General features: G+C 59.6%; 12 protein-coding genes. 4 read left to right on the top strand and 8 right to left on the bottom strand.

Annotated elements, in window-relative coordinates; translation table 11 throughout:
- Position 1 precedes the first annotated feature (1 nt).
- From SOP97_RS12670 to SOP97_RS12655, 4 genes are all read right to left on the bottom strand, one after another.
- Complete coding sequence (locus SOP97_RS12670; RefSeq protein ID WP_322949360.1) at positions 2-823, bottom strand: substrate-binding periplasmic protein; 822 nt, start codon at positions 821-823, stop codon at positions 2-4.
- Between the two features lie 97 nt (positions 824-920).
- Positions 921-1,187 (bottom strand): DksA/TraR family C4-type zinc finger protein, encoded by a 267-nt coding sequence (locus SOP97_RS12665; RefSeq protein WP_322949359.1) that lies wholly within the window; start codon positions 1,185-1,187, stop codon positions 921-923.
- Between the two features lie 79 nt (positions 1,188-1,266).
- Complete coding sequence (locus SOP97_RS12660; protein WP_322949358.1) at positions 1,267-2,130, bottom strand: isocitrate lyase/PEP mutase family protein; 864 nt, start codon at positions 2,128-2,130, stop codon at positions 1,267-1,269.
- Positions 2,131-2,361: 231 nt separating this feature from the next.
- Positions 2,362-3,150 carry a substrate-binding periplasmic protein gene (locus tag SOP97_RS12655; RefSeq protein WP_322949357.1) on the bottom strand — a complete coding sequence of 263 codons (789 nt, stop codon included), beginning with the start codon at positions 3,148-3,150 and terminating at the stop codon, positions 2,362-2,364.
- A gap of 401 nt (positions 3,151-3,551) precedes the next feature.
- Here SOP97_RS12655 and SOP97_RS12650 point away from each other — a divergent pair, with 401 nt between their 5' ends.
- The 3 genes from SOP97_RS12650 to SOP97_RS12640 all read left to right on the top strand — a co-directional run bounded on the left by SOP97_RS12650 (position 3,552) and on the right by SOP97_RS12640 (position 6,270).
- Positions 3,552-4,280, top strand: coding sequence for a VC0807 family protein (locus SOP97_RS12650; RefSeq protein ID WP_274087318.1), 729 nt, complete (start codon positions 3,552-3,554; stop codon positions 4,278-4,280).
- A 24-nt stretch (positions 4,281-4,304) separates the two neighbouring features.
- The gene (locus tag SOP97_RS12645; protein WP_274087249.1) at positions 4,305-4,742 is read left to right on the top strand and encodes a YqaA family protein; all 438 of its coding nucleotides are present in this window, start codon (positions 4,305-4,307) and stop codon (positions 4,740-4,742) included.
- A 262-nt stretch (positions 4,743-5,004) separates the two neighbouring features.
- Complete coding sequence (locus SOP97_RS12640; protein WP_274087248.1) at positions 5,005-6,270, top strand: Hsp70 family protein; 1,266 nt, start codon at positions 5,005-5,007, stop codon at positions 6,268-6,270.
- A 159-nt stretch (positions 6,271-6,429) separates the two neighbouring features.
- Here the strand turns inward: SOP97_RS12640 and SOP97_RS12635 are convergent, their stop codons facing one another.
- Entirely contained in the window at positions 6,430-8,748 is a 2,319-nt protein-coding gene (locus SOP97_RS12635) for a YgiQ family radical SAM protein (protein ID WP_274087317.1), read from the bottom strand.
- 201 nt (positions 8,749-8,949) lie between these two features.
- On the opposite strand from SOP97_RS12635, the gene SOP97_RS12630 reads away from it, so the two are divergent.
- On the top strand, positions 8,950-10,860 hold the full coding sequence (locus tag SOP97_RS12630) for a diguanylate cyclase domain-containing protein (protein WP_411912060.1): 1,911 nt from the start codon (positions 8,950-8,952) through the stop codon (positions 10,858-10,860).
- A 1-nt stretch (position 10,861) separates the two neighbouring features.
- Here the strand turns inward: SOP97_RS12630 and alr are convergent, their stop codons facing one another.
- The 3 genes from alr to rplI all read right to left on the bottom strand — a co-directional run bounded on the left by alr (position 10,862) and on the right by rplI (position 14,001).
- On the bottom strand, positions 10,862-11,941 hold the full coding sequence (gene alr / locus SOP97_RS12625; protein WP_274087247.1) for an alanine racemase: 1,080 nt from the start codon (positions 11,939-11,941) through the stop codon (positions 10,862-10,864).
- 101 nt (positions 11,942-12,042) lie between these two features.
- Entirely contained in the window at positions 12,043-13,437 is a 1,395-nt protein-coding gene (dnaB, locus tag SOP97_RS12620; protein WP_274087246.1) for a replicative DNA helicase, read from the bottom strand.
- Positions 13,438-13,551: 114 nt separating this feature from the next.
- A complete protein-coding gene (gene rplI / locus SOP97_RS12615) occupies positions 13,552-14,001 on the bottom strand; it encodes a 50S ribosomal protein L9 (RefSeq protein ID WP_274087245.1) in 450 nt (149 codons plus the stop codon).
- Between the last annotated feature and the right edge of the window lie 3 nt (positions 14,002-14,004).

The raw sequence follows: 14,004 nt of genomic DNA, 5'->3' as shown, positions 1-14,004 counted from the left end.
GCTAGCGACTGACTTCAAGTAAACGAGGCAGCAGACTCAGGTTGGGGAACCAGTGCTGGAAGAGACGCGCGAAGCTGCCATCGCGCTTCATCTCATCCAGCGCCCCTTGCCAACGGCTGACCACCGCAGGGTCAGTGGCCAAAGAGAATGCCAGGTAGGACTCGTGCTGCAGGAAAACCAACTGCGGTTCGAGCTGATCCGGCGTCATACCTGCCATGTCCAATAGTGCAGGTAAGGCAATATCGCTGACGGCCAACATATCGCCACGGCCACTGCGAAACATCTGCATCATCCGCTCAGCAGAGGTCACCGTATAAATATTGCTGAAGCCTTTATCCACCAGGTATTGGTAGCTGTACCACTGCCGCGGCAGGACCAGTTGCATGGCTTGCGCCTCAGCAATACTACCCATCCGAATACCTGAGCCTTTACGGGTATAAAAGCGGTTCAGCGAAAGGGAGATGGGCCCCACCCACTGGAACGATTTTTCCCTCTCGGCAATCCGCGCCATGGTGAAAATACCGACATTCGGGGCGTCCTGTGCCTTGGCATAACCGCGCGTCCAAGGCGCCAACTTGATGCGCGTAACATCCCCGGTCAGCACGGCCAGCTGGCGAATAAGTTCAGTAGAAAAGCCCGTGACAAGGCCATCGCGGCTGAAATTCAAGGGCGGGCTTTCTTCGGTGTACAACTGCAACTCTGCCGCTGACGACAACGCCATCCCCGACAACCACAAACACGCACACAAGATGCAGCGGCGCATTAACATCACCGACCATGCGTAGGGCGCGCGCGGGTAACTCGTGAGGATAGCGTCACGCAAAGCAGTAACCATCAAGCGGCCTCTAACTGAGGTGGTTATTGGCGAAAAGTATAGATGAACACTCTGCTGGCTACAGACCAGCCCCACGCCCGCTCCATCAGCGCAGCTGACTGTCTTTGCTACCGCGCCGGTTGATGCCGCCACTGGCTTTCTGCTGTTGATCATCCGCGTCCTGGCAGGCCACGCACAACCTCACTCCGGGCACAGCCAGACGTCGCGCGTCAGGAATGCGCGCATCGCACAGGTCGCAGTGCGTCAGGCTCTCGCCACTGGGCAGCTGGCTACGGGCGCGCTGGACGGCGTCAGCGATGGTGCTGTCGATCTGCTCCTGTACCGCGCCGTCATTGCTCCAACCACCGGCCATGATCACCTCCACATGCGTTGCACTGAGGAGATGATATGAACGTCACTGAGGCTGATTACAAGCGCAGGTGATCGGTGGCCTATTCGTTGACGTTCATAAACTCTTCAGCCCAGACGATGTAGTCCTCGGGCTGGGTGTAGGTATGCGTCAACTCAGTCGCGCTGAGATCACTGGACTGCGCCCCACGCTGCTCACGCAGGCAGTCATAGGTCGCCTTGATGGCGGCGAAGTAGGCGGCATGGCCATTCACCACAATGCGCACGCCAAGCTTGGCCAGACGTTGGTTGTCACGCAGTTTCGGGTTGCCGTAGGTCACCAACATCAGCGGCACGCTCAAGGCGGCGGAGATTTGCTCCAGATGAGCAAAATCCTCGACACCGACAATGCAGATGGCATCGGCACCGGCCGCCTGATAGGCCTGGGTGCGCTGTATCACCTGCTCAACGCTAAGCACGCCGGCATGGGTTCGCGCGATGATGGCCAGGTCCGGGTCGATCCGCGCCTCCAGCGCAGCACGGATCTTGCCGACACCTTCGGCCACGCTGATCAGGTCCGTGGACTTGCGCCCAAACTGCGCCGGCAACAGGGTGTCTTCGATGGTCAACGCAGCAATCCCGGCGCGCTCCAACTCAACCACGGTACGCATCACGTTGAGTGCATTGCCATAGCCGTGGTCGGCATCGGCGATCACCGGTAAGCGGCTGACTCGGCCAATACGGGTAGCCTGCTCGACAAACTCGCTGAGGGTGATCAGGGCAAAGTCCGGCGCAGCCAGAACTTGTAGTGAAGCTACAGAACCGCCCAGGATACCCACTTCAAAGCCGAGATCGGCAGCAATGCGCGCCGCCATGGGGTCGAACACCGAGGCCGTGTGATAGCAGCTATTTGAGGCAAGAAGCGCGCGAAACTGCGCGCGAAGGTCATGATGCGAGGCTCTTTGCATGGAAGTGCACCATTGCTCGTTTTTGGTTTTGGCGAGCAATTATGTAGTAAAACTACATAATCAGCCAGCCGGCCTTACGCCGATCCCACAGCGCAAACCGCAAAACTTTGTGGGCACCCCGCATTCGACAGGCACTTAGCGCGGCCAAATAGAAAGCCACTCGGCATATACAGGAAGGTTTAGCAGGCAAGGCGCCGGGCTTAAGCAGGCTCAACCCATCGGCACCGGCCATTACTGGCCCGGCAAGTCGTTGCTAAGGGCGGGCACGGGCACCAAGGCCTCCAAACTGAAGGGTTCGCTAAACCAGCGCTGGTGAATCTGTTGCAAACTGCCATCACGGCCGGCCTGCTCAAGCGCGTGCTGCCAACGCTGCACCAGCGCCGGGTCGGTGCTCTTGGAAAAGCCGATATAGGAATTGTTAGCCATAAAGGTGAACTGCAACTCAACTTCTTCAGGGCGCATGCCTTGCTGCGCGAGCATCTCAGCCAACACCAAGTTACTCGCCACCATTAACTCGCTGCGCCCATGCTTGAACATCTTCACCATGTGCTGGGGCGTCGGCACGCCGTAAAGGTTTTTCAGCCCCAGCCCGCGTAGGTACTCGTAGGAATACCAGCGCTTTGGCAGCACCAGTGAACTAAACCGCTCGAGATCCTTTAGCTCACGTATCGCCAACCCAGCCCCACGCCGGGCATAGAAGCTGGTACGCCCCTGTGCAATCGGCCCGACCCACTGGAACAGCGCCTCACGCTCAGGCGTGCGCACCATGGCGAACAAGCCACTATTCGCCTCACGGCGTATCTGATGATAACCACGGGTCCAGGGAACTAGCTCGATCCGAGTAGCCTGCCCGGTCCGCTCAACCAGCAACTCGACCACTTCCACCGCCATACCGGTTAGCCGGCCATTGTCGCTATAGCTCAACGGGCGGTATTCCTCGGTATACAGGCGTAACTCAGCCGCCGACGCGGATGCGCCACAGCCAAACAGAAACACACCCAGCCAGAACGTAAACCTCATGGAGCACTACCTAAAAACTTGAAAAACTGCCCCATAAACCATCGCAGGGAGCCTGCGCGGCGGGCACACGAGTGGCTAGTAGGAAAAGGTACGCCAGCTGCAGCAGCGGCTATCTAGACTTATACAGACATAGTTGACGCATCAGCATTACGCCAAAAGCCTTGCGGTGCCTCGCGCGCTGTCGCGCACAGTAAAGCGTAACCGTCACGCTATCGATATCACTTTAGTATCAGACACTTAACCTCACTAAACGCTAGACAAGGGTTCAACGGCCAGAAATCGCAGATGGCCACTGCAATCGCCGCCCCACTCATACTTTTTCACACTCAAGGCGACGGCTGGGCTGGTAGCCGCCGCTCAAGCAGGCGATGATCGCGCATCTTTCCTGCACCTTGAACGACATGACCGATACCACGCCAAACAATCAAGCCGCACACAAACCCCGCCCGCTGATCGACTTGCTCGTCAGCATCGTGATTCCCTCGCTGATCCTGATGAAGCTCAGTGGCGAAAGCAGGCTGGGCGCCGATGGTGCGCTGATATTGGCACTGGCCTTCCCGCTGGGTTGGGGCAGCTTTGAGCTGCTCAAGTACCGCAAATTCAACTTTATTGCCCTGCTCGGCCTCGTCAGCGTGCTGCTTACCGGCGGTATCGGCCTGCTCAAGCTGGACAACCAGTGGCTGGCAATCAAAGAAGCGGCAATCCCAGGAATCATCGGTATCGCCGTGCTGGTTTCAACCCGCACCCGCTACCCGCTGATCCGCACCATGCTGTTTAACAAAGCCGTGCTCAATGTCGACAAGATCCATGAGTGCCTGGAGCAGGCGGGTAATACCCCGCAGTTCGAAGCACGCCTGCTCCGGGCCACATACTGGCTAAGCGGCACCTTCTTCTTTTCATCGGCGATGAACTACGTACTGGCCAAGTGGATTGTCATCAGCCCGGCAGGTAGCGAGGCGTTCAATGACGAGCTGGGGCGGATGAACCTGCTCAGCTACCCAATGATTGCGATCCCCTCGATGATCATGCTGATGGCCATCTTCTATTACCTGTGGCGCACCATCCACGGCCTCACCGGCCTCAAACTGGAAGACGTCATGGCCAATCCCGAACAGGAAAAGCAGCCTTAAGCGACGCGGCCCGACACTGAACCGATGCTGACCCTTTCAGCCTATCTGGGCCTGTTTATTTCGGCGCTGGGTGCCGCCACACTGCTGCCGTTGCAATCGGAAAGCGTGCTGGTGGCGCTGCTGCTGAGCGACGCCTACTGGCCCTGGATGCTCGTGGCCGTGGCTAGCGTAGGTAACGTCCTCGGCGCTCTGCTCAACTGGCTACTCGGCCGCTACCTCGAACACTTCCGCCATAAACCCTGGTTCCCGGTCAGCGAGGCGCGCCTGCAACAAGCGCAGCGCGGTTATGCGCGTTACGGCCGCTGGGCGCTGCTGTTGAGCTGGGTGCCGGTGATAGGTGATCCACTGACCCTGGTGGCCGGGGTCATGCGCGAACGGCTGTGGGTCTTCCTGCTGATCGTCAGCCTGGCGAAAACCGCTCGTTATGCCGTATTGGCGGCGTTGACCCTCGGCTGGCGCTAGCCGCGGTCGCGCCACTCACGCCCGCCCGCAACGGCTGACGCACTCAGCCTGACAACGTTGCCAAGCAAAAACGCCAAGTGGATAACCGGGGGCAGCATTGCGCGGCGCACTCGCATAGAATGCGCGGCCGTTTTTTGTGTTCAGCACATTCCTGTGCGTCACCCTCTTCGGGGCTTGTGCGCAATACCGCTCCCGGCCATGCCTTGAGCCGCCGCTCGCACTCTCACAATCTCCCGGTCATTTTTCAGGAACAGCGCGCCGCATGATTCTCTCTACTCCCGCCCGCGCCTGCGGCATCGATTTCGGCACATCCAACTCCACTGTCGGCTGGCTACGGCCGGACGCTGAGACGCTGATCCCGCTTGAGGACGGCAAAATCACCCTACCATCGGTGGTGTTTTTCAATATGGAGGAGCGCCGCCCGGTGTATGGCCGCCTGGCGCTGCAGGAATACCTGGAAGGCTATGAAGGCCGCCTGATGCGCTCGCTGAAAAGCCTGCTGGGCAGCAAACTGCTGAAAAGCGAAACCACGGTGCTCGGCAGTGCCCTGCCGTTCAAGGACCTGCTGGGTTTCTTTATCGGCGAGCTGAAAAAGCGCGCCGAGCACGCCGCCGACCGGCCGTTTGAAGAGGTGGTGCTGGGCCGCCCGGTGTTCTTCGTGGATGACGACCCGATCGCCGACCTGGAAGCCCAGAACACACTCGTGGCCGTGGCACACAAGCTCGGTTTCAAGGAAGTGTCGTTCCAGTACGAGCCAATCGCCGCCGCTTTCGACTACGAGTCAGGCATCAGTCAGGAAGAGCTGGTGCTGATCGTCGACATTGGCGGGGGTACCTCGGACTTCTCCCTGGTGCGCCTTGCACCGGAGCGGCGTAACGTCGCCGACCGCAGCAGCGACATTCTCGCCACCGGCGGCGTGCATATCGGCGGTACTGATTTCGACAAGCAGCTCTCCCTGGCTGGCGTAATGCCGCTGTTTGGCTATGGCAGCCGGATGAAAAGCGCCGCACCAATGCCCACCAGCACCCACCTCAATCTGGCGACCTGGCACACCATCAACGCGGTGTACTCCGCGCAGTCGCAGCGCCAGCTGCAAAGCATGCGCTACGACATTGTCGACCCCACGGGCATTGACCGCCTGTTCCAGCTGATTGAGCGGCGCGACGGCCATTGGCTGGCCATGCAAGTGGAAGACAGCAAGATCGCCCTCACCGAGCAGGAGGCGCGCCCCATCGACCTCAGCCGCCTGGAAGCCGGACTGGTCGCAGAACTGACTCGCGAGCTGTTTGAGGACGCCATTGAGCCGCTGCTGGAGCGGGTGCGCGCCAGTGTCACCCAGCTTCTCAGCGATGCCGGCGTGAGCGTCGAACAAGTCAATACAGTGTTCTTTACCGGTGGTTCCAGTGGCATTCCGGCGTTGCGCCAGAGCGTGGCGGCCATGCTGCCGAATGCCCACCATGTGGAAGGCAACACCTTCGGCAGCATTGGCAGCGGCCTAGCGATTGAAGCGCAGAAGCGCTACGGCTGAGGCTGTAGGATGGGTTGAGCGCAGCGATACCCATCAAAGACCTGATGGGTATCGCCGCTACGCGACGAACCCATCCTACGGCTGTGAAGTCCCTCAACACCTATAACCGACGCCATAAAAAACGCCAGCTCAGTGCTGGCGTTTTTTATGGGCGCAGGATCAGCGCGGCACAGCTGGCTTCTTCACCGGCTTCTTGCCTTTGCCTTTAGCGGCATCGGAACGTTCTTTGGCCGCCTGCTGGTTACGCGCCTGCGCGGCCGCTTTGGCCTGCTCACGCTTGTCCCAAGGGTTGCCGCCTGCCGCGCCGGTATCACGCGGCGGCAAGCCGGTGTGCTGAGTCAGCATCGGCTTGCTCTTGGCAGCGGAAGCTCCCGCCACTTTCTTACTACCGGCCGGCGTCGAGTTTTTCCGCCGCGCACTTTGGTAGCCGTCGGTAGCTGGCTGATGCAGTGGGATCAGCTGATTCTTACCCGGCCCGATCAGGTCGGCACGACCCATGCGGATCAGCGCCTCACGCAGCATCGGCCAGCCTTTCGGGTCGTGGTAACGCAGGAAGGCCTTGTGCAGGCGGCGCTGATCTTCGCTTTTTACAATGGCCACGCCGTCGCTTTTGTAGCTGACCTTGCGCAGCGGATTCTTGCCCGAGTGATACATGGCCGTGGCGGTAGCCATCGGCGACGGGTAGAACGCCTGCACCTGGTCGGCACGGAAGCCATTACCTTTTAGCCACAAGGCCAGGTTCATCATGTCTTCATCGGTGGTGCCCGGGTGCGCAGCGATAAAGTACGGGATCAGGTACTGCTCTTTGCCCGCCTCTTTCGAGTACTTCTCGAACATGCGCTTGAACTTGTCATAGCTGCCAATGCCCGGCTTCATCATCTGATTCAGCGGGCCTTCCTCGGTGTGTTCCGGGGCGATCTTCAGGTAGCCACCAACGTGATGGGTGACCAGCTCCTTCACGTACTCCGGTGACTCGACAGCCAGGTCATAGCGCAGACCGGAGGCGATCAGAATCTTCTTCACCCCCGGCAACGCGCGGGCGCTGCGGTACAGCTGAATCAAGCTGGAGTGATCGGTATTCAGGTTCGGGCAGATACCGGGGAACACGCAACTTGGCTTGCGGCAGGCGGATTCAATCTCCGGGCTCTTGCAGGCGATGCGGTACATGTTCGCCGTCGGCCCGCCGAGGTCGGAAATCACCCCGGTAAAGCCCGGCACCTTGTCGCGGATTTCTTCGATCTCGCGGATGATCGACTCTTCCGAGCGGTTCTGGATGATCCGCCCTTCGTGCTCAGTGATGGAGCAGAAGGTACAGCCGCCGAAGCAGCCACGCATGATGTTCACCGAGAAGCGGATCATGTCGTAGGCCGGGATTTTCTCCTTGCCATAGACCGGGTGCGGCACGCGCGCATAGGGCATGCCGAACACGTAGTCCATTTCCTCGGTGGTCATCGGGATGGGTGGCGGGTTGAACCACACGTCCACTTCGCCGTGCTTCTGTACCAGCGCGCGGGCGTTGCCCGGGTTGGTTTCCAGGTGCAGCACGCGGTTGGCGTGGGCATACAGAACCGGGTCGTTGCGCACTTTTTCCATCGACGGCAGACGGATTACCGTCTTGTCGCGGGTCATGCGCGGGCTGGCCAATATCTGCACAACCTGCGGCTCGTTCGGGTCTTCAGCGGGACCTTTCTCTTGCTCGATGGCGCAGGCCTGAGTGTCCTGGGTGTTGACGTACGGGTTGATGATCTTGTCGATCTTGCCCGGCCGGTCGATGCGCGTGGAGTCCACCTCATACCAGCCTTGCGGCGTATCCCGGCGAATAAACGCGGTGCCGCGCACGTCGGTGATGTCTTCGACCTTCTGCCCGTAGGACAAACGCTGGGCCACTTCAACGATGGCGCGCTCAGCGTTGCCGTACAACAGGATGTCGGCGCTGGCGTCGATCAGGATCGAGTTACGCACGCGGTCTTGCCAGTAATCGTAATGAGCGATGCGGCGCAGCGAGGCTTCGATGCCGCCAAGCACGATCGGTACGTGCTTGTAGGCTTCCTTGCAGCGCTGGCTGTACACCAGACTGGCACGATCCGGACGCTTACCGGCCAGACCGCCAGGGGTGTAAGCATCGTCCGAGCGGATCTTCTTGTCGGCGGTGTAACGGTTGATCATCGAGTCCATGTTGCCGGCCGCGACGCCGAAGAACAGGTTCGGCTCGCCGAGCTTCATGAAATCGTCTTTCGACTGCCAATTTGGCTGCGCGATGATGCCGACGCGAAAGCCCTGGGACTCCAGCAGCCGGCCGATGATCGCCATACCAAACGAAGGGTGATCGACATAGGCATCGCCGGTGACAATGATGATGTCGCAGCTGTCCCAGCCAAGCTGATCCATCTCTTCCCGACTCATCGGCAGGAAAGGCGCTGGCCCGAAACACTCGGCCCAGTACTTTGGATAATCGAATAACGGCTTGGCGGTTTGCATGGACATGGAAAGTGACCGGCGTTGACGAACAGGGATGGTAAATCGCGGCCGCGGAATATAGCACAAAATTTAACCAAACCCGACTCAAACGCTAGGTTTAATGACCAATCTGCACCGCGAGGGTGTCGCAGCAACGTAATGGCTTACGACTATACTCGGGTACATAACATCGGCCGCCAATAGCCGGGATTAGGAGCGCATGTGCCGCGACGCTTAGCTTTTTCGACCCTATTCGTGTTGAACCTGGCCCTTGCAAGCGGCCTGGCGCATGCCGCCATTGAGCTGACCACAACAAGCAGCGGCACCGCTCTCAATGACCGAATAGAACTGCTTGAAGATGTTGGCGCTCAGCTGACCATCCGCGACATGGCCGACCCCGCCGTGCAGCGCCGCTTTCAACCGGCGAATGGCCGCGCCAGTGTTGGTCAAAGCCTTAACCCCTGGTGGATAAAAGTCAGCCTGCAGCGCGCAGCCGATGCGCCCGCCCAATGGTGGCTAGAGGTCGGCTCCGTGACCCAGCTGGATCTGCGTTTGTATTGGCCAGGCCCAGACGGCAACTGGCAGGAGCGCCAATCGGGCGAACGCGTCGCCCACCGCGAAGGGCGTGACCACGACTTCAGGCACATGCTGTTCAGGCTGCCCACGCTCGACCAGAACCCCACGACCTTTTACATGCGCAGCTATGACCCGGCCGGCAACTCATTTCCCATGCGCGCCTGGCAACTGGACGATTTGAGCCAGAAAGCGGCGGAAGAAAACATTGCCCTCGGCGTGATCTACGGGATCATTGCGGCACTGTTGCTCTATAACCTGTTCATCTTCTGCAGCCTGCGCGACTCAGCCTACTTCTGGTATGTGCTGACCACCGCTGGCGCTCTGCTGATGATTCTCAGCATGAGCGGCCATGGCTTCCAATACCTATGGCCGGATAACCCCGTGCCATTCTGGCTAGACCGCATCACCCTGCCCTCGCTCTGGGGCTTCTGCGCCACGCGATTCACCCAGTGCCTGATGCAAACCCGCACACACGTGCGCTGGGCCCATCACCTGCTGAATTTTGCGTGCACGTGCTATGTCATTGCGGTCGTTCTGGATGGCCTGGGACAACGCCACATTGCAGCCTGGATCATTGCCCTGCTGTCGCTGACCAGTATCCCAGCGGCCCTGGGCTCGGCATTGATTCGCTGGCGCCAGGGTTACTTTCCGGCTTTTCTCTATCTTTGTGGCTATGGCCTGATCCTCGGCAGCATCAGCCTGGCCCTGATGCGCGCCACCGGCTTGGTGCAACCGGCAACGTGGAATGCCTATGTATTCCCGCTCTCCGTTGCCGCCGAATCAATTCTGTTCTCTTTTGCATTGGCCTACCGCATCCAAACGCTCAAGCAGGAAAGAGCCGAAGCCCTGGAACAGGCCGACCGCGAAAAGACCGCACGTATGGCGCAGATGCAGGGCAGCGCCGACGAGCTGCAAAGCGCGGTCAAACTGCGCACCGCAGAGTTGGCACTGGCCAATCAGCAGCTCAGTGAGCGTGAACGCGAACTGCAGCATGCCGCCTTCCACGACCCTTTGACCGAGCTGCCCAATCGGCGTTTTCTGGTCGAGCGTTGTGAGGCTGCACTGGCCAACGCCCGCCGACACAACGAAGCCACTGCCTTGCTGCTGATTGATCTCGACCATTTCAAACCGATCAACGACAAATATGGCCACGACGCCGGTGACCTGATGCTGCAAACCATCGCCCAGCGTCTACGCGAGCATGTGCGTTCGGGGGATGCGGTGGCGCGCCTGGGCGGCGACGAGTTTGCGGTACTGATCTGCGGGGAAGATGCCGAACAACATGCGCGCGACATTGCCCGCCGCCTGCTGGATGAACTGGCCAGGCCGGTCACCTACGGGGCTGAACGCCTAACCGTGACCATTAGCATTGGCGTGGCGCTCTACCCACGCCACGCCAATGACTTCACCACGCTGTACAAGGCCGCTGACGAAATGCTCTACAAGGTCAAAGGCCAAGGCCGCTCGGGCTCTGCCGTGTGCGGGGAAGATGGCGCGCTGAACAGTAACGAGCGACTGCGACTGGATGTGCTTAATGTGCCAAGCGGACTGGCCTGACTTAGTGACTGCAATAACGCCGCGACACCCGCGCCGTGACCTTGCTGAGCAACTCGTAGCCAATGGTGCCAGCAGCCAGCGCCACTTCATCAACCGGCAACTGCGCGCCCCACAACTCCACCGCATCGCCTATGGCCGCGTCAGGTGCGTCCGTCAGGTCAACGGTCAGCATATCCATAGAGACGCGCCCAACCAGCGCCACGCGGTGACCACCCACAATTACCGGTGTACCGGCAGGCGCATGCCGCGGATAACCATCGGCATAACCGCAACTCACCGTACCGATACGTGAAGGCCGCTCAGCGCGCCAGCTACCGCCATAACCGACAACCTCATCAACGGCCACATCACGACAGGCAATCAGTTGGGCCGTCAGGCTCATCGCTGGGCGCACACCCAACTCCTTGGCCGTCAAGTCGGCGAACGGCGTCGCGCCGTACAGCATGATGCCGGGGCGCAGCCAATCCATATGCGCCGCCGGAATGGTCAAAATCGCCGCAGAGTTGGCCAACGAGCGCTGGGCAAAATCCAGATCCAACAGATCGAGAAACTGCTCAAGCTGGTGCTCGGTGGCTTCACTGCCGCGCTCATCTGCGCAGGCAAAGTGGCTGATCAGGTTCAACTCAGCGACTTGTTCCGCACCGCTTAAACACCCGTACCAGTCACGCAGTTGTGCGGCATTGAAGCCTAGGCGATGCATGCCGCTGTCGAGTTTCAACCAGACATTCAGTGGCCGGTTCAACGTGGCCGCAAGCAACTGCTGCGCTTGCTGCTCACTGTGCACCACCACATCCAGCCCCAGTTGCGCGGCAAACTGGTATTCGTTTGCATCAAAGCAGCCTTCCAGCAGCAGAATGCGCGCCTCACCCTGCAGCGCTCGCACCTCGGCGGCCTCCTCCAGGCAGGCCACAGCAAAGCCGTCAGCCAGATCATGCAGCGCCGTCACCACCTCACGCACGCCATGCCCATAGGCATTCGCCTTGACCACCGCAAACGCCTGCCGGCCGGGCGCGCAGCGTTTTGCCACGGCATAGTTCTGAGTAATCGCAGACAAATCGATGGTGGCAACAAGCGGGCGCATGGAGGCAATGTCCTTAAAGCAAAACGGGCGGCCAGTTTACCCACTGGTCGCCCGCTTTTATTGATCTAGCGCGATAACTCGTTGCGTTGCCCGTTTCCGCCTTACTCGTCGTCGAACTGGTAGCTGCCCGGCGCCAAGTTCTCGAAGCGCGAATACTTACCAAGGAACGCCAGCCGCGCTGTACCCAAGGGACCATTACGCTGCTTACCGATGATGATTTCAGCCACGCCCTTATATTCCGTTTCAGGGTGATACACCTCGTCGCGGTAAACGAACATGATGATGTCGGCGTCCTGCTCGATCGCACCGGACTCACGCAAGTCGGAGTTGATCGGGCGCTTATTCGGGCGCTGTTCCAGGCCACGGTTTAGCTGTGACAGGGCAATCACCGGGCAGTTGAACTCCTTGGCCAGAGCCTTCAGCGAGCGAGAGATTTCGGAAATCTCATTGACTCGGCTGTCACCGCTGGAGCCCGGAATCTGCATCAGCTGCAGGTAGTCGACCATGATCAGGCCAATTTCGCCGTGTTCACGGGCCAGACGCCGCGTCCGCGCACGCATTTCCGAAGGCGAAATACCGGCAGTGTCGTCGATAAACAGCTTGCGGTCATTGAGCAGGTTGACCGCCGAGGTCAGGCGCGGCCAATCATCATCATCCAACCGCCCCGCACGCACCTTGGTCTGGTCGATACGCCCCAAGGACGCCAGCATACGCATGACGATGGAGTCGGACGGCATCTCCAGCGAGTAGACCATCACCACCTTGTCGCTGCGCATCAAGGCGTTTTCCACCAGGTTCATGGCGAAGGTGGTCTTACCCATGGAAGGTCGGCCGGCGACGATTATCAGGTCGGCCGGCTGCAAGCCACTGGTCAGGTCGTCCAGGTCATTAAACCCGGTGGACAAGCCCGTGATCGCATCACCGCTATTGAACAGGGTGTCGATACGGTCGATGGCCTTGACCAGAATATCGTTGATCCCGACCGGCCCACCGGTCTTCGGCCGTGCCTCGGCGATCTGAAAGATCAGCCGCTCGGCCTCATCGAGAATTTCTACCCCGGTGCGACCTTGCGGCATATAGGCGCTGTCGGCAATTTCGCCACTGATGCCGATCAACTGGCGCAAGGTGGCGCGCTCACGAATGATCCGCGCATAGGCCTTGATGTTGGCCACCGAGGGGATGTTTTTCGCCAATTCGCCGAGATAGGCCAACCCACCGACTTGCGACAGCTGACCTTCCTGGTCCAACTGCTCGGATACGGTGACCACGTCAAACGGGTGATTGCGTTCGGCCAGCTTGAAAATCGCACGGAAGATCAGGCGGTGATCATGCCGATAGAAGTCACCGTCGGACACCGCATCGAGCACTCGCTCCCAAGAATTATTGTCGAGCATCAAGCCCCCCAGCACGGCTTGCTCAGCCTCGATCGAGTGCGGTGGCACCTTCAGGGCTGAGGTTTGCAGGTCGTACTGTTCGGGCAGGCTGATGTCGTTCATAAGGCTCGGAAAAGAATTCTGTATTTGAAAAACAAAGGGCACGGCATCGCTTTCGCAAGGCCGTGCCCGATGTTAGCGAGCTTGCACCTAAGTGCAAGCCCGTTGAGCAGCCAGTTAAACGGCGGCTACAACAACAACCTTAACGGTTGCTTCAACGTCGCTGTGCAGGTGCACGGCTACGTCGTATTCGCCAACTTGGCGAATGGTGCCGTTCGGCAGACGCACTTCAGCTTTAGCCACTTCAACGCCGGAGGCGGTCAGGGCTTCAGCGATGTCGTGAGTACCGATGGAACCGAACAGTTTGCCTTCATCGCCCGCAGTAGCGGTGATGGTGACTTCCAGTTCAGCCAACTGAGCAGCACGGGATTCAGCGTACGCTTTCTTCTCGGTAGCCAGTTTTTCCAGCTCGGCGCGACGCGCTTCGAACGTTGCAATGTTTGCAGCGGTAGCAGCAGTCGCTTTGCCTTGCGGCAGCAGGAAGTTACGACCGTAACCGGCCTTAACATTCACTTTATCGCCCAGGTTGCCCAGGTTGGCGATTTTTTCCAGCAGGATCAGTTCCATTTG

The sequence above is a fragment of the Pseudomonas spirodelae genome (assembly GCF_034653255.1).
Lineage (GTDB): Bacteria > Pseudomonadota > Gammaproteobacteria > Pseudomonadales > Pseudomonadaceae > Aquipseudomonas > Aquipseudomonas spirodelae.
Note: the sequence above shows the minus strand (reverse complement) of the source record. Positions and strands in the feature narration are given on the sequence as shown.